This window comes from Streptomyces sp. NPDC002306 (assembly GCF_053593435.1).
In genome coordinates this window covers 997,188-1,021,571 of the sequence record NZ_JBSFCK010000001.1, presented here as the reverse complement: position 1 = coordinate 1,021,571, position 24,384 = coordinate 997,188, and the positions used below count along the sequence as shown (strand labels likewise).

The 24,384-nt window shown below is 72.3% G+C and carries 20 protein-coding genes; 14 read left to right on the top strand and 6 right to left on the bottom strand.

Features of this window, described 5'->3' with window-relative positions; genetic code table 11:
* Nucleotides 1–113: 113 nt before the first annotated feature.
* On the top strand, nt 114–626 hold the full coding sequence (locus tag ACWCQK_RS04355; protein WP_451151704.1) for a YceI family protein: 513 nt from the start codon (nt 114–116) through the stop codon (nt 624–626).
* On the opposite strand, the gene ACWCQK_RS04350 is transcribed toward ACWCQK_RS04355, so the two are convergent.
* A complete protein-coding gene (locus ACWCQK_RS04350; RefSeq protein WP_451151702.1) occupies nt 610–2,337 on the bottom strand; it encodes a hypothetical protein in 1,728 nt (575 codons plus the stop codon). The genes ACWCQK_RS04355 and ACWCQK_RS04350 overlap by 17 nt on opposite strands.
* 148 nt (nt 2,338–2,485) lie before the next feature.
* Between ACWCQK_RS04350 and ACWCQK_RS04345 the strand changes: the two genes are divergently transcribed.
* From ACWCQK_RS04345 to ACWCQK_RS04330, 4 genes are all read left to right on the top strand, one after another.
* Nucleotides 2,486–2,920, top strand: coding sequence for a cell division protein SepF (locus ACWCQK_RS04345; protein ID WP_451151700.1), 435 nt, complete (start codon nt 2,486–2,488; stop codon nt 2,918–2,920).
* A 351-nt stretch (nt 2,921–3,271) separates the two neighbouring features.
* On the top strand, nt 3,272–4,453 hold the full coding sequence (locus ACWCQK_RS04340) for an ATP-binding protein (RefSeq protein ID WP_451151698.1): 1,182 nt from the start codon (nt 3,272–3,274) through the stop codon (nt 4,451–4,453).
* Nucleotides 4,450–4,809, top strand: a complete 360-nt coding sequence (locus tag ACWCQK_RS04335) for a nucleotide pyrophosphohydrolase (protein WP_451151696.1) — start codon at nt 4,450–4,452, stop codon at nt 4,807–4,809. The genes ACWCQK_RS04340 and ACWCQK_RS04335 overlap by 4 nt, the downstream gene beginning before the upstream one ends.
* Before the next feature lie 307 nt (nt 4,810–5,116).
* Entirely contained in the window at nt 5,117–5,578 is a 462-nt protein-coding gene (locus ACWCQK_RS04330) for a DUF6099 family protein (protein ID WP_451151806.1), read from the top strand.
* 21 nt (nt 5,579–5,599) lie between these two features.
* Here ACWCQK_RS04330 and ACWCQK_RS04325 read toward each other — a convergent pair whose 3' ends face one another.
* On the bottom strand, nt 5,600–5,773 hold the full coding sequence (locus ACWCQK_RS04325) for a hypothetical protein (protein WP_451151694.1): 174 nt from the start codon (nt 5,771–5,773) through the stop codon (nt 5,600–5,602).
* A 348-nt stretch (nt 5,774–6,121) separates the two neighbouring features.
* On the opposite strand from ACWCQK_RS04325, the gene ACWCQK_RS04320 reads away from it, so the two are divergent.
* From ACWCQK_RS04320 to ACWCQK_RS04305, 4 genes are all read left to right on the top strand, one after another.
* Nucleotides 6,122–7,036 carry an LLM class F420-dependent oxidoreductase gene (locus ACWCQK_RS04320; RefSeq protein WP_451151692.1) on the top strand — a complete coding sequence of 305 codons (915 nt, stop codon included), beginning with the start codon at nt 6,122–6,124 and terminating at the stop codon, nt 7,034–7,036.
* Nucleotides 7,037–7,219: 183 nt separating this feature from the next.
* Complete coding sequence (locus tag ACWCQK_RS04315) at nt 7,220–8,110, top strand: DUF4232 domain-containing protein (protein WP_451151690.1); 891 nt, start codon at nt 7,220–7,222, stop codon at nt 8,108–8,110.
* A 79-nt stretch (nt 8,111–8,189) separates the two neighbouring features.
* Nucleotides 8,190–9,743 (top strand): 3' terminal RNA ribose 2'-O-methyltransferase Hen1, encoded by a 1,554-nt coding sequence (locus tag ACWCQK_RS04310; RefSeq protein ID WP_451151688.1) that lies wholly within the window; start codon nt 8,190–8,192, stop codon nt 9,741–9,743.
* Entirely contained in the window at nt 9,740–12,283 is a 2,544-nt protein-coding gene (locus ACWCQK_RS04305) for a polynucleotide kinase-phosphatase (protein ID WP_451151686.1), read from the top strand. Before ACWCQK_RS04310 ends, ACWCQK_RS04305 begins: the two co-directional genes overlap by 4 nt.
* Before the next feature lie 113 nt (nt 12,284–12,396).
* Here ACWCQK_RS04305 and ACWCQK_RS04300 read toward each other — a convergent pair whose 3' ends face one another.
* The 3 genes from ACWCQK_RS04300 to ACWCQK_RS04290 all read right to left on the bottom strand — a co-directional run bounded on the left by ACWCQK_RS04300 (nt 12,397) and on the right by ACWCQK_RS04290 (nt 16,122).
* The gene (locus ACWCQK_RS04300) at nt 12,397–13,701 is read right to left on the bottom strand and encodes a cation:proton antiporter (protein WP_451151684.1); all 1,305 of its coding nucleotides are present in this window, start codon (nt 13,699–13,701) and stop codon (nt 12,397–12,399) included.
* A gap of 454 nt (nt 13,702–14,155) precedes the next feature.
* Nucleotides 14,156–15,055, bottom strand: a complete 900-nt coding sequence (locus ACWCQK_RS04295) for a hypothetical protein (RefSeq protein ID WP_451151682.1) — start codon at nt 15,053–15,055, stop codon at nt 14,156–14,158.
* Nucleotides 15,052–16,122: an SPFH domain-containing protein gene (locus ACWCQK_RS04290; RefSeq protein ID WP_451151680.1), complete on the bottom strand. Its 1,071-nt coding sequence runs from the start codon at nt 16,120–16,122 to the stop codon at nt 15,052–15,054. The genes ACWCQK_RS04295 and ACWCQK_RS04290 overlap by 4 nt, the downstream gene beginning before the upstream one ends.
* A gap of 229 nt (nt 16,123–16,351) precedes the next feature.
* Between ACWCQK_RS04290 and ACWCQK_RS04285 the strand changes: the two genes are divergently transcribed.
* The 3 genes from ACWCQK_RS04285 to ACWCQK_RS04275 all read left to right on the top strand — a co-directional run bounded on the left by ACWCQK_RS04285 (nt 16,352) and on the right by ACWCQK_RS04275 (nt 20,465).
* Nucleotides 16,352–17,575, top strand: coding sequence for an arginine deiminase (locus tag ACWCQK_RS04285; protein WP_451151678.1), 1,224 nt, complete (start codon nt 16,352–16,354; stop codon nt 17,573–17,575).
* Between the two features lie 212 nt (nt 17,576–17,787).
* Nucleotides 17,788–18,798, top strand: a complete 1,011-nt coding sequence (argF, locus tag ACWCQK_RS04280; protein ID WP_451151676.1) for an ornithine carbamoyltransferase — start codon at nt 17,788–17,790, stop codon at nt 18,796–18,798.
* A gap of 194 nt (nt 18,799–18,992) precedes the next feature.
* On the top strand, nt 18,993–20,465 hold the full coding sequence (locus ACWCQK_RS04275) for an amino acid permease (protein ID WP_451151674.1): 1,473 nt from the start codon (nt 18,993–18,995) through the stop codon (nt 20,463–20,465).
* Here ACWCQK_RS04275 and ACWCQK_RS04270 read toward each other — a convergent pair.
* Complete coding sequence (locus tag ACWCQK_RS04270; RefSeq protein WP_451151671.1) at nt 20,425–20,877, bottom strand: ATP-binding protein; 453 nt, start codon at nt 20,875–20,877, stop codon at nt 20,425–20,427. The genes ACWCQK_RS04275 and ACWCQK_RS04270 overlap by 41 nt on opposite strands.
* A gap of 344 nt (nt 20,878–21,221) precedes the next feature.
* On the opposite strand from ACWCQK_RS04270, the gene ACWCQK_RS04265 reads away from it, so the two are divergent.
* Both ACWCQK_RS04265 and ACWCQK_RS04260 read left to right on the top strand, forming a co-directional pair.
* Nucleotides 21,222–22,049 (top strand): enoyl-CoA hydratase family protein, encoded by an 828-nt coding sequence (locus tag ACWCQK_RS04265; RefSeq protein ID WP_451151669.1) that lies wholly within the window; start codon nt 21,222–21,224, stop codon nt 22,047–22,049.
* A gap of 11 nt (nt 22,050–22,060) precedes the next feature.
* Nucleotides 22,061–24,382 (top strand): bifunctional salicylyl-CoA 5-hydroxylase/oxidoreductase, encoded by a 2,322-nt coding sequence (locus ACWCQK_RS04260; protein ID WP_451151667.1) that lies wholly within the window; start codon nt 22,061–22,063, stop codon nt 24,380–24,382.
* Nucleotides 24,383–24,384: the final 2 nt, after the last annotated feature.

Genomic DNA, 24,384 nt, shown 5'->3' with positions numbered 1-24,384 from the left:
GGTTTCGAGTCTACCTGTTGTCCAATTTTGTACGAGTAGGTTGTTCAATTTTGGATCTCCGGCTAGTGTGACGGGCTCGAACATCCAAATTTGGACCACCTGGGAGAAGGATCATGACCGTCGCCGTAGAAACCGGACTCTGGCAGCTCGACCCGAGCGCCTCCACCGTCGTCCTCCAGCACCGGACGATGTGGGGCCTGGTCAACGTCAAGGGCACCTTCACCGGTGTGGCCGGCCAGGGTGAGGTCGCCGCGGACGGCACCGCCGGCGGCACCATCACCCTGGACGTCGCCTCCCTCGACACCAAGAACGGCAAGCGCGACACCCACCTGCGGTCCGCCGACCTCTTCGACGCCGCCAACCACCCCGAGATCACCTTCGTGGTGGATCGCGCCGAACCCGGCGAGGACGGCACGGTGCAGGTCTCCGGCGTGCTGACCGTGCGCGGCAACAGTCGCCCGCTGTCCTTCCCCGCGAAGCTGACCGGCGCGGACGCCGGAGCGCCCACCCTGAACGCCGAGTTCGTCGTGGACCGGTCGGAGTTCGGGATGGGCTGGAACCAGCTGGGCATGCTCCGCGGCCTGACCACGGTGACCACCACGCTCCGCTTCACCCGCGCCGCGTGAGCCGTACGTCCGTGCTCGACAGTGTCTGGGGCGTGGGGGTGAAGGCTCGCAGCCGGACCCGTACGCCTGGGCGAGGAAGGGCGAACCTGCCGGTGGGCGGGCGCACTTCGTAGTCGGCCGTGGCGTGGGCGCGCAGCGTCGCCGGGCCTCGCGTGATCGACCAGTACTTGTTCATGCCCTGGCCCGTGGTGAGGGTGAAGTGTGGGGTGAGCGCGCTGTCGTGGGTGTTGGTGACCCGAAGTCTCAGCAGCGACACGGCGGTCGCCGAGGCCTGCCGCACCGCCGTGACCCGCATCCGCAGCGGCGGCGCCCCCGTGACCGCCCACCCCGCGCTCGCCAGGGCCGGCACCAGCAGGAGCAGGGCGGTGACGGCCAGGGCCGGCCGACGGCGCGGACCGCGCAACGGGCCTGGCCGCGGCTGCCACGCGCCGGCGAACTCCGCCGGGGCGGCGGTGACCGCGGCCACCAGCCACAGCGGCGTCATCATCAGGTAGTAGCCGTCCTGCGAGCGCGTCGCCAGATAGAACGCGCACCAGGGCAGCACGGTCGCCGCCGGTCCGAGCCGCCGTACGAACAGCACGAACAGCGCCAGCAGCGCGGCGGCCAGCAGCAGGCTCGCGTGCCCGTACCAGTCGATCCGGTCGCTGCCGTCGGTCAGATACAGCGAGACGCCCACCAGGCCCTGGCCGTGCAGCACCGCGCCCTGGGTCAGGGGCAGCGCGATCCCGCCCAGCCAGGTGCGGGGCTCGTGCACGATGAAGTACGTGTCGATCAGCAGCCATACGGTGGCGGCGACGCCGGCGACACGCAGCAGCACGGCCGTCGCCGCGCGCCCGCCCAGTTCGCCGCGGCGCACCGCGTAGATCCCGGCCAGCAGGAACGGCACCAGGAACCAGGGGAGTTGCTGCGCCGCGCAGGCCGCGCCGAGGCACGCGGCCCGCGCGATCCCCGACGCCCCGAGCCGCCCGCCGCGCCCGATCCGCGACCAGCGCACCACCACCGGCGCCAGCAGGGCCAGGGCCAGGATGGCCGGATAGCCGAGCCGGGCGTACGAGGGCAGCAGGCCGAAGCCGAGGAACACCATGGTCGCCGCCGACCGCCACGGAACCGGCAGCATCCGCCAGGTCGCCCCAGCGGCGACGACGAGGGCGCAGGTGGTCATCGCCGTGGCGGGCGTGCCGGCGTGCCCCAGCCACAGCAGCGGTGCGGTCAGCAACGGGGCCAGCGGCGGATACCCGTAGGTGAAGTCGTAGCCGCCGGTCACCGTCGGCGTGACCGCGACGCCGTGGGTGAACAGCCAGGGCCAGGGCTGTCCGTAGACGGCGTGGCCCGCGACCAGTTCCCTGGCGGCCTGGGCGGTGAGGACCGCCTCGTCACCGCCGTTGTGGGTCATGGTCCACGCGCACAGGGTGAGCGTCGCCGCGGTCAGCAGCACGCAGAGGTCCACGCGTGCCAACGACCGGGTCCGGCGCACCACCAGGGCCAGCACCCCGCACACCAGGATCGAGACGTAACAGACCGAGATGGCGGCCGCCACGGCCGGCCGGTGGCTCGCCGCGGACGTCCACACCGTGCGCGTTCCGATGAAGAGGCTGATGTCGGCGAGGAGGGTCAGTACGCGATGCCACTGCGTGGGGGTTCCGGGGGCGGCGGACACCGCCGACCGTGTCCGCCGACCGGGTGTCACCAGCTGCGATTCTGCCAAGTGCACGGCACGGGACCGTAGTCGCACCCGGTGAGCGGGGCGTCGCAGGACGTGAAGAGTCCGGTGTGAGGCCGGTAAGAGGACAGGTCCGAACGGGAATCCACTGGTCGCGCACCGTGTCGCTGTTGGGCCGAACGGGTGACTTGGAGTAAGAATGGCTGGTGCAGGCATCGAGCACGAGTCAGAGCGGGGTGAGCCGGTGAGCCGTTACGACGCCACCGATGAACAGTGGGAAGGGCTCGCTCAGGTCGTTCCGCTGCGTGGCAGGGACGCCTGGCCGTCCGCGGTGGGCCACCGCTCGCTGCCGGAGGCGGTGACGGAGACCCGGCGCCGGTTCGTGGTCTTGCGGGTCAACATCTTCGCCGACGCCCGCGAGGTCGCCGAGACACTGATGGCGGGCATCCCCGTGCTGCTCGACCTGACCGGCGCGGAGACCGAGGTCGCCAAGCGGGTCCTGGACTTCAGCACGGGCGTGGTCTTCGGACTGGCCAGCGGGATGCACCGGGTCGACCGGAACGTGTTCCTGCTGACCCCGCCCGGCACCGAGGTGAGCGGGCTCATGGAGGGGGCGGGGGTCTCCGGCACCTGACGTGGCCACCGGTCGGGTCCACCGGCCGGGTCCCTCGATCGTAGGAAAGCCTCCCCGGACGGAACGGTTCCGCTGACATCGGAGCCCTACCGTCCGGATATGGCCCTGCCTTCCGTGCCCTCGGCCCTCCCGGCCTCCTCCGTGCCCTCCGTCCTCGCGGCCCCCTGCGTGCCGTCCGTCCTCGCGGCCTCTTCCGTGCCGTCGGCGCCCTCTGGTGCGTCCTCCGGTGCGTCCGCCGCCGCATCTGCCGGACCCGTCGCGTCCACCGCATCCGCTGTACCCGCTGCGGCTACGGTGTCGGCCGCATCCTCCGCGCCCAACGCGCCCACTACTGCACCCTCCGCTGTGTCCGTGCCCACCGCCCACTCCGTCCCCTCCGCGTCCCCCGTTCCCTCCGTGCCGTACGGCGGACAGTCGCTCCCGGACCGGCCGCGCCTCACCGAACTGCGGCTGTCCGCCTTCGCGGGACACCGGGGCGCGGGATTCCCCTTGGGACCCTTCACCCTCTTCGCCGGTCCCAGCGGCGGCGGCAAGTCGACCGCGCTGCGGGCCTACGAGGCGCTCGCCCGGCTCGGCGGCGGCGCCGAACTCGGCGAGGTGTTCGCCGACCCGGCCGCCTGCGTACCCGAACGGGCCCGGCCCGACGCCCAGCACCGCCGCGGCTTCCGCATCGGCTGTACGGCGGACGGCCCCGAAGGGCCGGTGCGGCTCGACGTCGCCGTCCAGGCCGAGCCCGAACTGCGCATCGTGGGCGAGCGGCTGACGGCCGGCGGACTGGTCCTGCTGGAGACCGCCCTGCGCGATCCCGGCCGCCGCGCCGTACAGGCCGCCTGGTACACGGCCGGGGCGGCGCCGGTGACACGCGCCCCGCTGCCGGACGACCGGCTCGGCACCGCCCTGCTGCCGCTGCGGGTGGCCGGCAAGACGGACGGGCAGCGCCATGTGCTCGCCGCCGCCGAACAGATGGTGGTCGCGCTGCGCTCCGTCTTTTCCTGCGATCCCCGGCCGGAGCGGATGCGTGCCCCCGTCCCGGCGGGCTCCGGCCGCCTGCTCGGCGGCTGCGACAACCTCGCCGACGTGCTGTGGCGCACCCGGACCGAGTGCGCGCGACGGCACGGGCAACTCGTCGCGGTGGTCCGGGCCGGGTGCGCGGGACCGGTCACCGACGTCCTCGCCGAACCGCTGCCCGGGGGAACGGTCCGCGCGCTGCTGGACCGGGGCGACGGCGTCCGCACCGAACTCGGCCGGCTCGGCGACGGCGAACTGCGCTACGTCGCCCTCGCCCTGGTGCTGTTGACCGGCCCCGGTGTCCTGGAGGTCGACCCGGCCCGCGAGGTGCCCGCCGCCCTGCAGACGCTGACGGTGCTCGCCGACGGCTTCGACCGGGGCCTGGACGTACGGCAGCGTGCCGAACTGCTGCGGCTGGCGGCGCGGATGGGCGAGGGCGGCCATCTGCGCTGCGTCGGCACGGTGAGCGACGCGTCGTGGGCCACGGGGGTGGAGGGAGTGACAGTGGTACATCTGGACGCGTGACCGAAGAGCCCCAGCATCTGGACGTGGCGAAACTCCAGCGCCGCCTTGCCGAGTTCGCGGCGGCGCGCAACTGGCAGCCGTACCACACCCCGAAGAACCTCGCCGCCGCGCTCAGCGTGGAGGCCTCCGAACTGATGGAGATCTTCCAGTGGCTGACGCCGGAGGAATCGGCGCGCGTCATGGACGACCCGGACACCGCGCACCGCGTGTCGGACGAGGTCGCCGACGTGCTCGCGTATCTGCTGCAACTGTGCGAGGTGCTCGGGATCGACGCGCTGGCGGCGCTGGACGCGAAGATCGACCGGAACGAGGGGAGGTTCCCGGCTCCGGGGCGTCGTGGCGACCCCGCGCCCTGACGGCGCCAGTTCCTGACGGCACTACGTCGTGACGGCGCTACGTCCTGACGGGCCTACGTCGTGACGGCGGGGCGTCCCGGCGACCCCGCGCCGTGACGTCGGTCGGTCGTGGCGACACCCCGATCACGCAGGAGTCTCACGATCCGCTTTCACTCTCCGCAGTCGTTCGTCTGGGCGACATCGATTTGTTGTCCACAGATTTCCGCCTTCCTCTGGCTTTTCGCCCCATGGACCCTCACTCTGGGTAGTGGACAACGGAGTTCGGGCGGACGTGCGAAGAACACGTCCCGGCGGACGGGGGCAGGCCATGGAAGCGGTGCGGCTCATCCTGACGGGCAGACGCGCTCTCGCCGGGAGCAGTGGAGTACCGGAGACCTTGACGGAGGTGTGGCAGGCGCAGGCACTGGCACAGGCGATCGGCAGCAGGCTGGCGGTCTCCGGGCCGCCCGAACTGCGAGGCGAGGCACTGGGGTTGACCGAACTGGCGGGCAGAGGTTGCGGTGTGCTGGACGCACCTGACCTCGATCCCGGGGACTTACGCGCCGCCCAGCTCACCGAACTCGACGACGCCCGCGAGGCGCTGACCGGCCTCGGCGGTCTGCTGGGCGAGGTCGGTATGGCCCTCGTCGGCATCGCCAGCGCCGCGGGCGACGAGGGGACGTACTGGCAGTGCATGGAGGCGATCGACGCGGCGGACGAATCCCGGGACCGGGTCCGGGAGATGCTGCGCAAGCTGGCGGACCGCGATCAGGTGCTGCCGGAGAGATGAGACGGGCGGCGGGCGGCCTCGTCAGCCGGTGTCGCCCTCTCCGGCCCGTGCCTGCCCCATGCCGGTCGACTGGAGGTCCGCGTCCAGGGCGGAGAGGTCCGCGTTCAGCGCCGCCATGAGCTCTTCCATCTGCTCCAGCAGCCCCTTGGGCTGAGCACTGCCGCCGCCCTGCTGCGGCACGGTTTCCTCGGACAAGACGGCCTCCTCGGCCCAGGCCCCCGGGGAGGCCGACACGGATGGCGTCCGGCGCTGACCGGCCGGACGCGGGCGCCGGTCGGTCCGGCTCCGCTCCAGCCAACGATCACTGCCGGGCCTGGTCACTGGCCCGGACCGGCCCCCGCGCACGGGGTTGACGATTTTCACCCGACGGGGGACGGCCTGACGGGGGACCGCCCGAGGGGGCACTACCCGACAAAGGACGGCCCGACGGACGACTGCCCGACGGGGGTCGATCCCGCCAGGGCCGGCCCGTCCCGGCCCGGAACGGAAGGGGCCAGTGGGACTGATGAGGTGGACAAGCACGCCTGAGTGCAGGATGGAGGCATGGATCTTCGCATCTTCACCGAGCCCCAGCAGGGGGCGACCTACGACACCCTGCTCACCGTGGCGAAGGCCACCGAGGACCTGGGCTTCGACGCTTTCTTCCGGTCAGATCACTATCTGAAGATGGGCTCCGTCGACGGTCTGCCCGGCCCCACGGACGCCTGGATCACGCTCGCCGGTCTCGCCCGCGAGACCAAGCGCATCCGGCTCGGCACACTGATGACGGCCGCCACCTTCCGGCTGCCGGGTGTGCTCGCCATCCAGGTCGCGCAGGTCGACCAGATGTCGGGCGGCCGTGTCGAACTCGGCCTGGGCGCGGGTTGGTTCGGGGAGGAGCACGCGGCGTACGGGATCCCGTTCCCGAAGGAGAGGTTCGGCCGTCTCGAAGAGCAGTTGGAGATCGTCACCGGGCTGTGGGCGACGGAGGTCGGCAAGTCCTTCGAGTTCCACGGGAAGTACTACGACCTCAGCGACTCGCCCGCACTGCCCAAGCCGGCGCAGCGCAAGGTCCCGGTGCTGATCGGCGGCCACGGCGCGACCCGCACCCCGCGGCTGGCCGCGCAGTACGCCGACGAGTTCAACATGCCGTTCTCCTCGGTCGAGGACAGTGGGCGGCAGTTCGGCCGGGTGCGGGCCGCCGCGGAGGCGGCCGGCCGCGCGGCGGACGACCTCGTGTACTCCAACGCCCTGGTGGTCTGCGTCGGCCGGGACGATCAGGAGGTGGCCCGTCGTGCCGCGGTGATCGGACGTGAGGTCGACGAGCTGAAGGCGAACGGCCTGGCGGGTTCCCCGGCCGAGGTCGTCGACAGGATCGGCCGCTACGCGGAGGCCGGTTCCCGGCGGATGTACCTCCAGATGCTGGACCTCGCCGATCTGGATCACCTGGAGCTGATCTCGTCGCAGGTGCAGTCGTAGCTGTCGTAGGCGGCGCACGAGGGAGGAGGCGACGGGGTGGACCGGGCCCGCTCCGCGCCGGTGCGGCCGGCGGCGTCGGCGCGACCCGGTGCCGCCACCGGCCCGTACTTCTGTGACACGCCTGTGGCCGGAACTATGGCTTCCGCCACACTCCGGGGAGCCGTCCCCTGATGGAGTGACCCGATGCGCAGACCCCTCTCCCTCGTCCCGGCCGCCGCCGTCGCGGCCGCGATCCTTCTGGTCCTCACCGCCTGTGGAGCGGAGGTCGCCGGTTCGCCTGGTTCATCGGGTTCGCCGGGCGGTGGGGTGCCGCAGCCGCAGGGGTCCGACGCGGAGCAGGGCGGGGTCCGGATCACCCGGGTCGACGCCGTGCCCCTCGGCGGCGGTTCGGGGGGCGTCTCCGCCGCGTACGAGGTCACCAACCACGCCGCCGAGGCCTTGACGTACACCATCACCTTCAACTTCACGAGGAGTGGCGGCGAGGTGCTCGGCAACGTCCGGCGTACGGTCAGCGCGGTCGGCCCCGGCCGTACGGTGAAGGGAACCGTCGACGCCGCCGATGCCGCGCTGGCGACCTCCGCCGAGGCCGTGAAGATCTACGAGGTGACCCGGGTCCCCGCGGCCGAGGCACCGTCGGCGCCGGGGCAGTGCCCGCCCTCCGGGGTCCGTGTGTGGGCCGACGAGGGCGACGCGGCCATGGGGCTGCGGATCGTGGGACTGCACCTGGAGAACTGCGGAACGCGCGACTACCCGGTCGACGGCTACCCGCAGGTGACCGTCCTGGACGAGGACCTGAAGCGGATCGACGGCGTCAAGGTCTTCCGGGGCAGCGGCGGCATCTCGCTCCTGGACGGATTCGACGACGCGCCCCGGCCGGTGACCCTCAAGCAGGGCGAGAGCGCGGTGGCGAGCCTCATGTGGCGCAACACCACCGAGTCCGGCACCCCCGTCGACGCCCCCTACACCAGGGTCGTGGCGAAGCCGGGCGCCGCCCCGGTCACCGTGACTCCCCACCTCGACCTCGGGACCACGGGGAAGCTCGGCGTGAGCGCCTGGAAGCGGTCGGAACGGTGAGCGACCGCGTGCACGACGCGACGCCCGGGTCTGGGAAAACCGGTGGTCAACGGCCGGTTCGCCCGGGAGACTCGGACGCATGTTCCTGACGATCAGCACCACCGGCACGGAGGAGCGCCCCGCGACCGACCTCGGGTTCCTGCTGCACAAGCATCCCGACAACGCGCAGGCGTTCTCCACCTCCTACGGCACGGCACACGTCCTCTACCCCGAGGCGGACGCCACGCGCTGCACGGCGGCGCTGCTGCTGGAGGTCGACGCGGTGGCGCTCGTGCGGCGCGGCAAGGGCAAGGGGCGCGGCGGCGCGCCCGACGCGGCCCTCGCGCAGTACGTCAACGACCGTCCGTACGCGGCCTCCTCGCTGCTCGCGGTGGCGCTGAGCGCCGTGTTCTCCAGTGCGATGCGCGGTGTGTGCAAGGCGCGCCCGGAGCGGGCCGAGCAGCCGCTGCCGCTGCGGATCGAGGTGCCCGCGGTGCCCGCCCGCGGCGGCCCCGGCCTGGTGGAACGCCTCTTCGAACCGCTGGGCTGGACGGTGAGCGCCGAGCCGGTGGCGCTGGACACCGAGTTCCCGCAGTGGGGCGACTCGCGGTACGTGCACCTCGTCCTCACGTCGGAGCGGCTGACCCTCGCCCACGCCCTGCGTCACCTCTACGTCCTGCTCCCCGTCCTGGACGACGCCAAGCACTACTGGGTCGCCTCCGACGAGGTCGACAAGCTGCTGCGCGCCGGTGAGGGCTGGCTGCCCGACCACCCGGAGCAGAAGCTGATCACCAGCCGTTACCTGTCGCGCCGTTGGTCGCTGACCCGGGAGGCGATGGAGCGGCTGGAGCTGGTGCGGCTCGCGGAGACCGACGACAGCGACGTCGAGGAGATCGACAACGCGGTGGCCGCCGAGGCCGAGACGGAGGAGAAGCCGACCCCGCTCGCCGTGCGGCGCCGGGACGCGATCGTCGCCGCGCTCCAGGAGTCCGGGGCGGCCCGGGTGCTCGACCTGGGCTGCGGTCAGGGCCAGTTGGTGCAGGCGCTGCTGAAGGACGTGCGGTTCACGGAGATCGTGGGCGTGGACGTGTCGGTGCGGGCGCTGACCATCGCCGCCCGACGGCTGAAGCTGGACCGGATGGGAGAGCGGCAGGCCTCGCGGGTCCAGCTCTTCCAGGGCTCGCTGGCCTACACCGACAACCGGCTCAAGGGTTACGACGCCGCCGTGCTCAGCGAGGTGATCGAGCACCTCGACCTGCCCCGGCTGCCCGCCCTGGAGTACGCGGTCTTCGGCGCCGCCCGCCCGCGCACGGTCCTCGTGACGACCCCGAACGTCGAGTACAACGTCCGCTGGGAGACCCTCCCCGCCGGACACGTCCGGCACGGCGACCACCGCTTCGAGTGGACGCGCGAGGAGTTCCGCGCCTGGGCGGCGACCGTGGCCGAACGGTACGGATACGAGGTGGAGTTCAGGCCGGTGGGACCGGACGACCCCGAGGTGGGGCCGCCGACGCAGATGGCGGTGTTCCGGATGACGACCCTGAACGACAAGAGCGACACGAGCGACAAGAACAAGATGAGCGAGAGCGACAAGAACAACGACGCGAACGACGAGAAGAACCAGAACAACGAGAAGGAGGCGACGGCGGCATGACCGAGAACCAGCAGGGGCGCACCCTGCCCGTCACCGACCTCTCCCTCGTCGTCCTCGTCGGCGCCTCCGGCTCGGGCAAGTCCACCTTCGCCCGCCGTAACTTCCAGCCCACCGAGGTCATCTCCTCGGACTTCTGCCGTGGCCTGGTCGCCGACGACGAGAACGACCAGAGCGCCACCCGGGACGCCTTCGACGTCCTGCACTACATCGCGGGCAAGCGCCTCGCGGCCGGCCGGCGCACGGTCGTCGACGCCACCAGCGTGCAGCAGGACTCGCGCCGTCAGCTGATCGACCTGGCGAAGAAGTACGACGTGCTGCCCATCGCCATCGTGCTCGACGTGCCGGAGGAGGTGTGCGCCGAACGCAACGCGGCCCGCGCCGACCGGGCCGACATGCCGCGCCGGGTGATCCAGCGCCACACCCGTGAGCTGCGCCGCTCGCTCCGGCACCTGGAGCGCGAGGGCTTCCGCAAGGTGCACGTGCTGCGCGGTGTGGCGGAGGTCGAGAACGCCACCGTCGTCACCGAGAAGCGCTTCAACGACCTGACCCACCTCACCGGTCCGTTCGACATCGTCGGCGACATCCACGGCTGCGCGTCCGAGCTGGAGACGCTCCTGGCCCGGCTGGGCTACAAGGACGGCGTCCACCCGGAAGGGCGGACGGCGGTCTTCGTCGGCGACCTCGTCGACCGCGGCCCGGACAGCCCCGGCGTGCTGCGCCGCGTGATGTCCATGGTCGGCTCGGGCGACGCCCTGTGCGTGCCCGGCAACCACGAGAACAAGTTCGGCCGTCACCTCAAGGGCCGCAAGGTCCAGCACACCCACGGCCTGGCCGAGACGATCGAGCAGATGGAGGGCGAGAGCGAGGAGTTCAAGAAGCAGGTACGGGAGTTCATCGACGGGCTCGTCAGCCACTACGTCCTCGACGGCGGCCGGCTGGTCGTCTGCCACGCGGGTCTGCCGGAGAAGTACCACGGCCGCACCTCCGGCCGGGTCCGCTCGCACGCGCTGTACGGCGACACCACCGGCGAGACCGACGAGTTCGGCCTGCCGGTGCGCTACCCGTGGGCGGAGGACTACCGGGGCCGGGCGGCCGTGGTCTACGGCCACACCCCCGTCCCGCAGGCGACCTGGCTGAACAACACCATCTGCCTGGACACCGGCGCCGTCTTCGGCGGCAAGCTGACCGCGCTGCGCTGGCCGGAGCGCGAACTCGTCGACGTACCGGCCGAACAGGTGTGGTACGAGCCGACGAAGCCGCTGCGCAGCGAGGCGCCGGGCGGTCAGGACGGACGTCCGCTGGACCTGGCGGACGTGTACGGCCGCCGGGCCGTGGAGACCCGGCACGCCGGCCGGGTGGCGGTCCGCGAGGAGAACGCGGCCGCGGCCCTGGAGGTCATGAGCCGCTTCGCGGTGGACCCGCGCCTGCTGCCCTACCTCCCGCCGACCATGGCACCGACCGCCACCTCGCGTGTGGAGGGGTACCTGGAGCACCCGGTGGAGGCGTTCGCGCAGTACCGCGAGGACGGCGTCGAGCGAGTGGTGTGCGAGGAGAAGCACATGGGCTCGCGGGCGGTGGCCCTGGTCTGCCGGGACGCCGGGGCGGCGCAGCGGCGCTTCGGCATCGCCGCGGGCCCCACCGGGTCCCTGTACACCCGTACCGGCCGCCCGTTCTTCGACGACCCGTCGGTCACCGAGGCGGTCCTCGGCCGGCTGCGGTCGGCGATCGACGCGGCCGGGCTGTGGACGGAGCTCGACACCGACTGGCTGCTGCTCGACGCCGAACTCATGCCGTGGTCGCTGAAGGCGCAGGGACTGCTGCGCAGCCAGTACGCGGCGGTGGGCGCCGCGTCCGGGGCGGTGTTCCCGGGCGTGCTGGCCGCGCTGGAGGGCGCGGCGGGCCGGGGCGTGGAGGTGGCGGACCTGCTGGCCCGCCAGCGCGAACGAGCCGTCGACGCGGCCGCGTTCACCCAGGCGTACCGGCGCTACTGCTGGCCGACGGACGGCCTGGACGGCGTACGCCTGGCGCCGTTCCAGATCCTCGCCGTCCAGGGCCGCAGTCTCGCCGGGCTGCCCCACGACGAGCAGCTCGCGCTGCTCGACCGGCTCGTCGAGCACGACGGCACCGGGCTGCTGGGGACGACCCGGCGCCTGTACGTCGACACCGGCGACCCGGACTCGGTGCGGGCCGGAGTCGACTGGTGGCTGGAGATGACGGGCCGGGGCGGCGAGGGCATGGTGGTCAAGCCACTGGGCGCGGTGGTGCGTTCGTCGGAGGGCCGTCTGGTGCAGCCCGGCATCAAGTGCCGGGGCCGCGAGTACCTGCGGATCATCTACGGTCCGGAGTACACGCGCCCCGACAACCTCGCCCGGCTGCGGCAGCGCTTCCTGAACCACAAGCGCTCCCTCGCGATCCGTGAGTACGCGCTCGGCCTGGAGGCTCTGGACCGGCTGGCGGAGGGCGAGCCGCTGTGGCGGGTGCACGAGGCGGTGTTCGGGGTGCTGGCCCTGGAGTCGGAGCCGGTGGACCCGCGTCTGTGACACGGCGTCACGACGCACCGTCATGACACACCGTCATGACACGCGGTCAGGACGCACAGCCGCTGCACACAGCCACGACACACCAGTTACTACACACCAGTTACTACATACAGTCACGACGGATCGTCGACGCGGGTGAGGCCGGGCATGGCGGCGGCCGGATCCCGCGGCGGAGAGACGGGCGGTGGGCGGCGCGCGGACCGTCGGACCAGCAGCAGCAACGGCTGGGTGAGGAGTGTGGTGGCCAGGGCCATGAGGACCAGGACGGTGTAGAGGTCCTGGCTGATCAGGCGCGCCTGGTAGCCCGCGTTCAGGGCGATCAGCTCGGTGAGGCCGCGGGTGCTCATCAGGATGCCCACGGTCCAGGCGTCGTTCCGGTCGAGGCCGCTCAGCCGTCCCGCCGCCGCACCGCTGCCGATCTTCGCCGCGACCGCCGGCACCGTCACCAGCGGCAGGGCGGCCCACCCTGTGGTGTCCACGCCGGTGAGCACGACGGACTGGCCCGAGACGACGAAGAAGAAGGGCAGAAGCAGTGAGCTGACATCGTGCAGGGGGCGTACCAGGTCCGGATCGAGTGCCCCGCCCTCCTCCCGGGGCACCACCGCGCCCGCGAGCAGCGCGCCGAAGATGACGTGCAGGCCGAGGGAGTGCGTGACCCAGGCCGAGCCGAGGGCGAAGCCGATGAGCAGCGCGAACCGGAGCGAGGGTTCCAGCCGGGTGCCCCACAACAGCCCGCGCAGCAGCGGCCGCGCCGCCACCAGCATGAGCGCGACGAAACCGATCGCGAGCAGCGCCCGCCACCGCCAGCTCGGCGTCTGCTCACCGCCGCTCTCCAGCAGCGTCCCGGCCAGTACCGTCCACCCGATCACGTCGAGCAGCCCCGCCGCGGACACCGCCAACACGCCGGGCACCGTGCGGGACAGGTCGTTCTCCCGCACGATCGCCATCAGGACCGGCACGGCCGTGATCGACAGCGCGATCCCGGCGAACACCACCATGGCGGGGGAGAGGTGCCGGGGCATCCCCAGGTCCCGTAACGCATCTTGGAACAGCAGTGCGCAGCCGCAGCCCACCGACATCGGGACGACGAACGCCGCCAGCGCCACGGTCACCGCGGAACGCGCCCGGTCGCCGAGGACCTTCAGATCGAGTTCGTAGCCCACCGCGAACAGGAACACCACCAGGGCGAACTGTGCGAATCCGGTGAGGGCCGGCCCGATCTCCCTCGGGAAGAGCCTTCCGTACGCGCCGGGTGCCACCGCGCCGAGCAGCGAGGGACCGAGTACCGTCCCCGCCGTCAACTGTCCGACGATGGAGGGCTGTTTCAGCCGCCGGGCCAGATGGCCGCCGGCGTGCGCGGCCAACAGGACCAGGGCCGAGGCACCCACGACATGCATGACCATCGCATCAGGGCTCACGGTGTCCCCTCGCCGTGCTCCGGTGGCCGGGGCCGGCCGTCGGTCGGTCGGACAGGGGTCCGGCACCCTCGGGCGGCCACGGCTTCGTCACGAGACCGGTACGTGATACCACGACGGCGGTCGGGCACAGCGCCGAGCCGATGGCACGCGGAACATGACGGCGGTCGTCCGCGTCCATGGGCCCCGGGAGCGGGAAACGGGCTGGCGGGACACCCCGCGCTCCCCGTCCCCGCGAGGGCGGGCCCGGCCGCGTCGCGTTCGGGCGTACGCCGTCGGCGGCCCGGACCGGGGCCGCCGCTTCGGCCGCCGGGGAGCGCTGCGTCACCTCAGCCGTGGCACTGCCGGAGGTACCGGCCCGCGCGCCCCCGTCGCGGGACCGCAGCCGCCCGTTGTGCTTGCCGGGCCGGCCTGGGCGCCTTTGGCGCCCAGGCACACGCGTCTGCGTCCCGCAGCCCTACCCCACCAGCCGCAACCGCTCCCCGCACACCCCCACCCGTACCGACTGGCCCCACGTCAGTTGCACCGAGTCCGACTCCATGCCGTCGCCGAAGGCGATCAGGCGCTCGGACTCGACCGTGACGCGCAGCCGGCCGCCGGCCGTGAGTTCGCCCGCGACCAGTGACGTCCCGGTGGCCGGCGAGGGCCACGCCTCGCGGACGAACCACAGGAGCCGTTCCTCGGTGGGGCCGGGCAGGCGCAGGTCCGCGCCGCGCTGCTGCCACACCGAGCGCAGCCATCCGGTCGCGCCCGTGCCCGTCCCGACGAGCACCCCGGAGGAGGCCTGGGCCTCGACGACACCCCCGTCGTCGTCGAGGCCCAGGCGGTAGCGGGCGGTCTGGTGACCGGGGGCGCCGAGGTAGATCTCGTTCAGGGCCACCAGGCGCTGCGTGTCGTCCGCGACGGCCTCGACCATGGTGAGTTCCTCGGCGCCGGTGCCCCGGGCGAGGGCGGCCGGCAGCAGCGTGGCCGCGTCCCGCGCCCGGTGCCGTACCAGCACGCCCGGGTTGCGCCCGGGGTCGGTGTCGATGCCCACCACCGGCTGCCCGGCGAGGTACTTCGCCACGTTCGCCACCAGCCCGTCCTGCCCGACCACCACGACGACGTCCTCGGGACCGAACAGGAAGCGGTCCAGATCGCCGCGCTCCACCCGGGTCTGACGCCAGGTCAGCGGTACCGCAGCGGCGACCTCGGCCAGGGCGTGCCGGGTCCTGCGATGCCGCTCGGCGACCTCCTCGATGTCACGGCCCCGGGAGGCGAGGAAGAAGGCGGCCTGGCCGTGCGTGCCGTGCCGGGCCACCAGTTCCTCGTACTCCGTGGTGCGGTCGACGAGTACGGCGCGCGGTGCGAGGCTCACGCCCGCTCCTGCGAACCCAGCCGGGCCAGCAGCCCCGTCAGCACGTCCGGCGACACCGTCACGCTGTCGATGCGCGGCAGGTTCTCGGCCAGCCGGGTCCCGGTGAGCGCGTGCAGCGTGGCGACGTCCACGTCGGCGTGCACCCGCAGCCAGGCCGCCTGCGCCTGCGCCCGCGCCTCGCCCACCTCGCGCGCGCCCTCCGCCTCGGCGCGGGCGAGCCGTACGGAACGAGCCGCCTCGGCCTCCGCCAGCTTGACGGTCCGGGTCGCCTCGGCCTCCGCCAGCCGTACCGCCCGGGCGGCCTCCGCGCCGGCCCGTACCGCGTCGGCCGCCGCGTGTTCCTCCGCCTCGCGCCGGGCGTTCGTCCCGCGCTGGTCGACCAACTGCTCCTCACGCCGGGCGAGTTCGATCTGGCTGGCGAGCTCGTTCTCGGCGATGGCGCGTTCCCGTTCGACCGCCACGGCCCGTCGCTCGTAGGTCGCCCGGTCGGCCTCCTGCTGGATCTGCTCACGGGCCGGGGTGCGCAGCGCCCGCTCGACCTCCGGCTCCGGGCGCAGGGCCATCACCCGGACGGCCACCACCTCGATGCCGGTGGCGGGCAGCCGCGGCTCCTCACCGAGGCCCGTCGAGATCCGCTCGCGCACCGCCGCCACGCCGTCCACCAGCGCCGACGACAGAGAGGTGCGTGCGAGCACGTCCAGCGCGTGCTGCTGGGCCGTCTCGGTGAGCAGTGTCCCCAACTGTTCCAGCGGGGCGCCCCGCCACGCGCCCGTGTCCGGGTCGATCGAGAAGTCCAGGCGGGCGGCGGCCACGGCCGGGTCACCTATCCGGTAGGTGACGGTGGCCTGTACCGACACGTCCTGGAAGTCGGAGGTGCGGGCGTGGAACATCATGGCCAGTTCCCGGTCGTCCACCGGGATCTCGGACAGCGCGGCCGTCAACGGGCGGAACCAGAAGCTGAGTCCGGGCCCGTCGTGCACGGTCTTCCCCGAGCGGTGGTGCCGGATGTGTGCCGTCGGCGCGCCGCGCAGGTGGCGCCAGCCCAGGCGCCGCGTGATGTCGGCCATCTCTGCTCTCCCTCCCCATCCCCATTTTTTTCGTCACTGCGACGATAATAGGGAGACGTGATTATCGTCAAGGGGACGAGAGGGGTCAGGGGAAGGGAGCGCGGAGGGGCGCGTGAGAGGAGACAGGGCGGCCGCAGGGGAGGAGAGGGAGCGGCCAGGAAGGAGGACGGGAGGCGGCTAAATGTGCGAGCGACGGGTCAACGCGCCCCTCGATGGTCAGGATGGAGGCATGGGATTCCACGTCGACTCCGAGACCGGGCGGCTGCGCCGCGTCATCCTGCACCGGCCGGACCTGGAGCTCAAAAGGCTCACCCCCAGCAACAAGGACGCCCTTCTCTTCGACGACGTGCTGTGGGTGCGCCGGGCGCGCGCCGAGCACGACGGGTTCGCGGACGTGCTTCGCGACCGTGGGGTCGTCGTCCACCTCTTCGGCGACCTGCTGACCGAGACCCTGGCGATCCCGGGGGCCCGGACACTGGTCCTGGACCGCGTCTTCGACGAGAAGGAGTACGGCCCGCTCGCGACCGACCACCTGCGTGCCGCCTACGAGACCCTGCCCGCACATGAACTGGCCGAGGCCCTCGTCGGCGGAATGACCAAGCGTGAGTTCCTGGAGGCGCACGCGGAGCCGACCTCCGTGCGCTTCCACGCGATGGAACTCGACGACTTCCTCCTCGGGCCCCTGCCCAACCACCTCTTCACCCGGGACACCTCCGCCTGGATCTACGACGGTGTCGCCATCAACGCCATGCGCTGGCCGGCCCGGCAGCGCGAGACCGTCCACTTCGAGGCGATCTACCGGCACCACCCGCTCTTCCGTGACGAACCGTTCCATGTCTGGTCCGAGGGGCAGGCCGACTACCCCTCCACCATCGAGGGCGGCGACGTCCTCGTCATCGGCAGGGGCGCCGTCCTCATCGGCATGAGCGAGCGCACCACGCCCCAGGCCGTGGAGATGCTCGCGCACAAGCTGTTCGCGGCCGGCTCCGCCCGGACGATCGTGGCCCTGGACATGCCGAAGCGGCGCGCCTTCATGCACCTCGACACCGTCATGACGATGGTCGGCGGCGACACGTTCACCCAGTACGCCGGGCTCGGCATGCTCCGCTCGTACACCATCGAACCGGGCGTCGGCGACAAGGAGCTGAAGGTCACCGACCACCCGCCGGAGCACATGCACCGCGCGATCGCCGCCGCCCTCGGGCTGAGTGAGATCCGCGTCCTGACCGCCACTCAGGACGTGCACGCGGCCGAGCGTGAGCAGTGGGACGACGGCTGCAACGTCCTCGCCGTCGAGCCGGGCGTCGTCGTCGCCTACGAGCGCAACGCCACCACCAACACGCACCTGCGCAAACAGGGCATCGAGGTGATCGAGATCCCGGGCAGCGAACTGGGCAGGGGCAGGGGCGGCCCGCGCTGCATGAGCTGCCCGGTGGAACGCGACGCTGTCTAGCCCGGGGGGCGGGGGCAGGGGAGCCCGGGAGCCGGGGGACCGGTAGGCCGGTAGGCCGGTAGGCCGGTCGGTCGGGCGGTCGTCGGGCAATAGGGCGGCAAGTCGGCCGGCCGGGCGGGTGCGGAGAGGGGTGCGTGTATAGAAATGCTACTCGTCGTATAGAATTCCAGACGTCCCGCCCCTGCACCCCGTACCCCCGTTGGAGCGCCCCCATGGCGACAGTCCCGACCGCCCTAGCCGGCCGCCACTTCCTCAAGGAGCTGGACTTCACCGGGGACGAGTTCCGCGCTCTGATCGAGCTGGCCGCCGAGCTGAAGGCCGCCAAGAAGGCCGGGGCCGAGACACGGTACCTGCGGGGCAGGAACATCGCGCTGATCTTCGAGAAGACCTCGACGCGCACGCGCTGCGCGTTCGAGGTCGCGGCCGCCGACCAGGGCGCCTCGACGACGTACCTCGACCCCTCCGGCTCGCAGATCGGGCACAAGGAGTCCGTGCGGGACACCGCGCGCGTCCTCGGCCGGATGTTCGACGCGATCGAGTTCCGCGGCGACAGCCAGGCCGCCGCCGAGGAGCTCGCCGCGTACGCCGGAGTCCCCGTCTACAACGGTCTCACCGACGACTGGCACCCCACCCAGATGCTCGCCGACGTGCTGACGATGACCGAGCACAGCGACAAGCCGCTCGCCGAGCTCGCCTTCGCCTACCTCGGCGACGCCCGCTTCAACATGGGCAACTCCTACCTGGTCACCGGCGCGCTGCTCGGCATGGACGTGCGCATCGTCGCGCCGAAGTCGTACTGGCCCGCCCAGGAGGTCGTCGACCGGGCCCGCGCGCTCGCCGAGAGCAGCGGCGCCCGCATCACCCTCACCGAGGACATCGCCGAGGGCGTGCCGGGCGCCGACTTCGTCGCCACCGACGTCTGGGTCTCGATGGGCGAGCCCAAGCACGTCTGGGACGAGCGGATCGCGGCCCTCGCCCCCTACGCGGTGACCATGGACGTCCTGCGCGCCACCGGCAACCCGGACGTGAAGTTCCTGCACTGCCTGCCCGCGTTCCACGACCTGGGCACGAAGGTCGGCCGCGACATCCACGAGGCGCACGGCCTGGAGTCCCTCGAAGTGACCGACGAGGTCTTCGAGTCGCCCCACTCCGTCGTCTTCGACGAGGCCGAGAACCGGCTGCACACGATCAAGGCCATCCTGGTCGCGACGCTCGCCCGATAGGGCCCTTGGATACACGAGGCCCGCCCGATAGACCCCTTGGACGCATGGGGAGAGGTGCCCGGCCCAGCCCGATCGGCCTCGACCCCCCGCTGAACTGGCTTATTCTGACCGGCGGCCCGGAACCATCCCTTCCGCGGCCGCCCCGCGACCCATCCCCGTCGCACCCGCACCACCAGAAACGAGCACCACCCCGCATGCCCGCTCCCGCGACAAAGTTCCGCATCAAGTCCCCCGCCCTCCTCGTCGCCGAATCCGGCGCCGACCGCGCGGGCCACGGCCTCAAGCGCACCATGGGCCTCTCCCAGCTCATCTGCTTCGGCGTCGGCGCGGTCGTCGGCACCGGCATCTTCGTCGGGCTCTCCGACTCGGTGGCCGAGGCCGGCCCGGCCGTCGTGGTCTCCTTCGTGCTCGCCGCGATCACCTGCGTGTTCACCGCGTTCTCGTTCGCCGAGCTCGGCGGCGCGATCCCGGTCTCCGGATCGTCGTACTCCTTCGCCTACGCCGGCCTCGGCGAGACCAGCGCCTTCCTGGTCGGCTGGTGTCTGCTGCTCGAATACGGCGTCTCCATCTCGGCCGTCGCCGTCGGCTGGAGCCAGTACGTCAACGAACTGCTCGACAGCCTCGTAGGCCACCAGCTGCCCGCCGCGCTCTCGGCCGGACCGGGCGACGGCGGTGTCGTCAACCTGCCCGCCGTGATCGTCATCGCGATGGCCTGTCTGCTGCTCGTGCGCGGGGTGCGCGAGAGCGCCCGGGCCACCGCCGCCATGGCCGCGGTGAAGCTCGCCATCCTGGTCGCGTTCTGCGCCATCGGCTACAGCGCCTTCAAGGACGGCAACCTCACCCCGTTCACGCCGGCCGGCCTCGGCGGCATCGGCGCGGGCACCACGGCCGCCTTCTTCTCGTACATCGGTTTCGACGCGATCACCACGGCGGGCGAGGAGGCGAAGAACCCCCGCCGGGACATCCCGGTGGCGATCCTCGTCTGCATGGGCGTGGTCACCCTCCTGTACTGCGCGGTCGCCCTCGCCGCGATCGGTGCCATCGGCGCCGGCCAGGTCGGCGGCCGGCCCGCCGCGCTGTCGTACGTGGTGAACGAGGTCACCGGCTCCACGGTCGGCGGCGCGGTCATCGCCTTCGGCGCGGTCGTCGCCATCGCCTCGGTGGTGCTCGCGGTGATGTACGGCCAGAGCCGCATCCTGATGTCGATGTCCCGGGACGGGCTCGTCCCGCGCGTCTTCGAGAAGGTGTCGCCCCGGACCTCGACGCCGGTCGCCGGCACGCTGATCATCGCGGTCGTCTTCGCGGTCCCGGCCGCCTTCGCCTCGCTCGACGCCGTGGTCGACCTGTGCACCATCGGCACGCTCGCCGTCATGGCCGTGGTCAACGTCGTCGTGATCGCGCTGCGCCGCCGCGAACCGGGCCTCGCCCGTACCTTCCGCGTGCCGCTCTACCCCGTGCTGCCCCTGCTCGGCGTCGGGTTCTGCCTCTACCTGATGTACGAGACGGGCTGGACGACCTGGCTCCAGTTCGCCGTGTTCCTCGCGGTGGGACTGCTCGTCTACGTCGGCTACGGCCGCCGGAACTCCCGGCTGGCGGCAGGGCCGGCCACGGACACGGCGGCCGAGGTCACGCCGGACGCCGCTGAGGCGGCACCGCGGCCAGTCTGAACCAGACCGCCTTGCCGGAGTCGGTGGGGCGGTGGCCGCAGGACGAGCTCAGGGCGCGGATCAGCAGCAGACCGCGCCCGTGCTCCTGCCACGGGTCGGGCACTCCGGTGACGGGACGGGTCAGGTCGCCCGGCGGCACCGGGTCCGGGTCGTGCACCTCGACCTGGCAGCCGGTCGGCCGCAGCTCCACCACGAGCTCTATCGGAGCGGACCCCGAGGTGTGCTCCACGGCGTTGGCGACCAGCTCCGCGGTGAGCAGCTCCGCCGTGTCGGAGTCCGTGGCGTGCTCCACCTCGGTCAGCGCCGTACGCACCAGGGCGCGGGCCACCGGCACGGCCGCGGCGGTGTGCGGCAGCGCGATGCGCCAGGAGGCGGAGGCGGAGGGGCGTTCGTGCAAGGTCAGTCCGTTCATGGCGCAGGCTTTCCTGTGATCAACATCAGGCCGTCCTGCTTTCAACCTGAGGAATGGTACGGCGCCCCCCGGCGAAGACGCACGACGGGCGTCGTCCGGGAACCGAAGCCCCCGGCATCAGCGGGCCTACCCACCCGAACGGTCCGTCTCCCCCATGTGCTCCCACTGTTACCGCGCTATTGATATCTCGTGACGTCCGGTGACTTTATGAAGTGATCCGGTCACAGCGTGACATCGCGCCGGACTATCGCGCAGTCATGACGACAGTCACATATCGGTGATAGCTTCGTAGGGTAGAGACCGGTCAGGCAGTGTCCGCGCCACCGCCCGAGGAGGCCGCCCTCATGAGTCCCTTCACCGGCTCCGCCGCCCGCACCACCGAGTGGCGGCACCTGCGCGTCGAGCACAGCGACGGCGTCGCCGTCGTCACCCTGGACCGCCCCGACAAGCTGAACGCGCTCACCTTCGGCGCCTACGCCGACCTCCGGGACCTGCTCGCCGAGCTGTCCCGCGAGCGGTCGGTGCGGGCTCTGGTGCTGGCCGGCGAGGGGCGCGGCTTCTGCTCCGGCGGTGACGTCGACGAGATCATCGGCGCCACCCTGGCCATGGACACCGCCCAGCTCCTCGACTTCAACCGGATGACCGGACAGGTCGTACGGGCCGTACGGGAGTGCCCGTTCCCGGTGATCGCGGCGGTGCACGGAGTGGCGGCCGGAGCGGGCGCGGTCCTCGCGCTGGCCGCGGACTTCCGGATCGCCGACCCCTCCGCCCGCTTCGCCTTCCTCTTCACCCGCGTCGGCCTGTCCGGCGGCGACATGGGCGCCGCCTATCTGCTGCCGAGGATCGTCGGACTCGGGCACGCGACCCGGCTGCTGATGCTCGGCGAGCCGGTGCGCGCCCCCGAGGCCGAGCGGATCGGCCTGATCAGCGAGCTGACCGACGAGGGCCGCACCGACGAGGCCGCGCTCGCCCTGGCCCGCCGGCTGGCCGACGGACCGGCCCTCGCCCACGCCCAGACGAAGGCGCTGCTGACGGCGGAGCTGGACATGCCGATGGCGGCGGCCGTGGAACTCGACGCCTCGACCCAGGCCCTGCTCATGAACGGCGAGGACTACGCCGAGTTCCACGCCGCCTTCACCGAGAAGCGGGCACCGAAGTGGCGGGGGAGGTGACGGAGGTGGCCATGAAGGTCGCAGTCGTCGGAGGCGGTCCCGGGGGCCTGTACACGGCCGCGCTCCTCAAACGCCTCGACCCCGCCCGCGAGGTGACCGTCTGGGAGCGCAACACCCCCGACGACACCTTCGGCTTCGGGGTGGTCCTGTCCGACGAGACGCTCGGCGGCATCGAACACGCGGACCCGGTGGTCTATGAGGCGCTCAAGGCCGAGTTCGTGCGCTGGGACGACATCGACATCGTGCACCGGGGCGTACGGCACCGCTCCGGCGGCCACGGCTTCGCCGCGCTGGGCCGCCGCCGGCTGCTGGAGATCCTGCACGAACGCTGCCGGTCGCTCGGCGTGGAACTGCGCTTTCGCACCGAGGCGCCCTACCCGGCCTGGCTGGCGGAGACGTACGACCTCGTTGTCGCCGCCGACGGAGTGCACAGCACGACCCGCGAGGCCTACGCCGACGTCTTCCGGCCCCGGCTGACCAGCCACCGCTGCCGCTATGTCTGGCTCGCCGCCGACTTCGCCTTCGACGCCTTCCGCTTCGAGGTCGCCGAGGCCGAGCACGGCGTCATGCAGCTGCACGGCTACCCCTACGCCCACGCGTCCCGCGACCTCCGCCCCTCGACGGGGGCCGGCGGGCCACAGGACCGAAGCGGCGCCTCGACGGTGATCGTCGAGATGCGCGAGGAGGTCTGGCGGGCCGCGGGCTTCGACGAACTCGGCCAGGGCGAGTCGATCGACCGCTGCGCCAAGATCTTCTCCGACGCGCTCGGCGGCCGGCCGCTGCGCTCCAACAACTCCGCGTGGACCACCTTCCGTACGGTGGTCAACGAGCGCTGGTCGCACGGCAACGTCGTCCTCCTCGGCGACGCCGCCCACACCGCCCACTTCTCCATCGGCTCCGGCACCAAACTGGCCGTCGAGGACGCTCTCGCCCTGGCGGCCTGTCTGGCGGAACAGGACTCCACCGCGCGGGCACTCGCGGCCTACGAGGAGGAGCGCAAACCCGTCGTCGCCTCCACCCAGCGCGCGGCCCGCGCCAGCCTGGAGTGGTTCGAGGACATCGACCTGTACCTCGGCCAGGGGCCCCGCCAGTTCGCCTTCAACCTGCTCACCCGCAGCCGCCGTGTCACCCACGACAACCTGCGGCTGCGGGACGCCCACTTCACCGGGGCCGTGGAGCGCGAGTTCGGCTGCCCGTCCGGCACGCCCCCGATGTTCACCCCGCTGCGCCTGCGCGGCCTGACCCTGCCCAACCGGGTCGTCGTGTCACCGATGGACATGTACTCGGCGGTCGACGGAGTCCCCGGCGACTTCCACCTCGTCCACCTGGGCGCCCGGGCGCTCGGCGGCGCCGGTCTGGTGATGACCGAGATGGTGTGCGTGAGCGAGGAGGGACGCATCACCCCCGGGTGCGCCGGCCTCTACACCGGCCGGCAGGGCGAGGCGTGGCGGCGGATCACCGAGTTCGTGCACACCCAGGCACCGGCCACCGCGATCGGCGTCCAACTCGGCCACTCCGGCCGCAAGGGCTCGACCAGGCGGATGTGGGAGGGCATGGACGAGCCGCTGCCCGCCGACAACTGGCCGCTGGTGGCGCCCTCCGCCCTCCCGTACCGGCCGGACAGCCAGACCCCCCGCGCACTCAGCCGCGCCCAGCTCACCGATCTGCGCGAGCAGTTCGCGGCCGCCGCCTGGCGCGCGGCCCGCGCCGGATTCGACCTGCTCGAACTGCACTGCGCCCACGGATACCTGCTGTCGGGCTTCCTCTCCCCCCTGACGAACCAGCGCACCGACGCCTACGGCGGCTCCCTCGCCCGACGGCTCCGCTTCCCGCTGGAAGTCTTCGACGCCGTCCGCGGGGTGTGGCCGCAGGAACGCCCCATGACGGTCCGCATCTCCGCTACCGACTGGGCGGACGGCGGGACGACGGCCGACGACGCCGTCGAGATCGCCCGCGCCTTCGCCGCGCACGGCGCCGACGCGATCGACGTGTCGACGGGGCAGGTGGTGGCCGACGAGCAGCCGGAGTTCGGCCGCTCGTACCAGACCCCGTTCGCGGACCGTGTCCGGCACGAGGCGGGCGTCCCGGTGATCGCGGTCGGCGCGATCTCCTCCTGGGACGACGTCAACTCCCTGATCCTGGCCGGCCGCGCCGACCTGTGCGCCCTGGGCCGCCCCCACCTGTACGACCCCCAGTGGACCCTCCACGCGGCGGCCGAACAGGGCTACGACGGTCCGGGTGTGTCCTGGCCGACGCCGTACCGCGCGGGCAGCAGACCACCGCGGACGGGCCGCACGGACGCGCCCCGGCCGAGGCTCGATCTGGGCGGGTGAGC

Coding starts and splice junctions, on each gene's coding strand:
- ACWCQK_RS04305 (WP_451151686.1), top strand. CDS start 9,740: ATGACCGAGAACCAGCAGGGGCGCACCCTGCCCGTCACCGACCTCTCC.
- ACWCQK_RS04290 (WP_451151680.1), bottom strand. CDS start 16,122: ATGGCCGACATCACGCGGCGCCTGGGCTGGCGCCACCTGCGCGGCGCG.
- ACWCQK_RS04275 (WP_451151674.1), top strand. CDS start 18,993: ATGCCCGCTCCCGCGACAAAGTTCCGCATCAAGTCCCCCGCCCTCCTC.
- ACWCQK_RS04330 (WP_451151806.1), top strand. CDS start 5,117: ATGGAAGCGGTGCGGCTCATCCTGACGGGCAGACGCGCTCTCGCCGGG.
- ACWCQK_RS04320 (WP_451151692.1), top strand. CDS start 6,122: ATGGATCTTCGCATCTTCACCGAGCCCCAGCAGGGGGCGACCTACGAC.
- ACWCQK_RS04345 (WP_451151700.1), top strand. CDS start 2,486: ATGGCTGGTGCAGGCATCGAGCACGAGTCAGAGCGGGGTGAGCCGGTG.
- ACWCQK_RS04315 (WP_451151690.1), top strand. CDS start 7,220: ATGCGCAGACCCCTCTCCCTCGTCCCGGCCGCCGCCGTCGCGGCCGCG.
- ACWCQK_RS04310 (WP_451151688.1), top strand. CDS start 8,190: ATGTTCCTGACGATCAGCACCACCGGCACGGAGGAGCGCCCCGCGACC.
- ACWCQK_RS04260 (WP_451151667.1), top strand. CDS start 22,061: ATGAAGGTCGCAGTCGTCGGAGGCGGTCCCGGGGGCCTGTACACGGCC.
- ACWCQK_RS04270 (WP_451151671.1), bottom strand. CDS start 20,877: ATGAACGGACTGACCTTGCACGAACGCCCCTCCGCCTCCGCCTCCTGG.
- ACWCQK_RS04265 (WP_451151669.1), top strand. CDS start 21,222: ATGAGTCCCTTCACCGGCTCCGCCGCCCGCACCACCGAGTGGCGGCAC.
- ACWCQK_RS04355 (WP_451151704.1), top strand. CDS start 114: ATGACCGTCGCCGTAGAAACCGGACTCTGGCAGCTCGACCCGAGCGCC.
- argF (WP_451151676.1), top strand. CDS start 17,788: ATGGCGACAGTCCCGACCGCCCTAGCCGGCCGCCACTTCCTCAAGGAG.
- ACWCQK_RS04285 (WP_451151678.1), top strand. CDS start 16,352: ATGGGATTCCACGTCGACTCCGAGACCGGGCGGCTGCGCCGCGTCATC.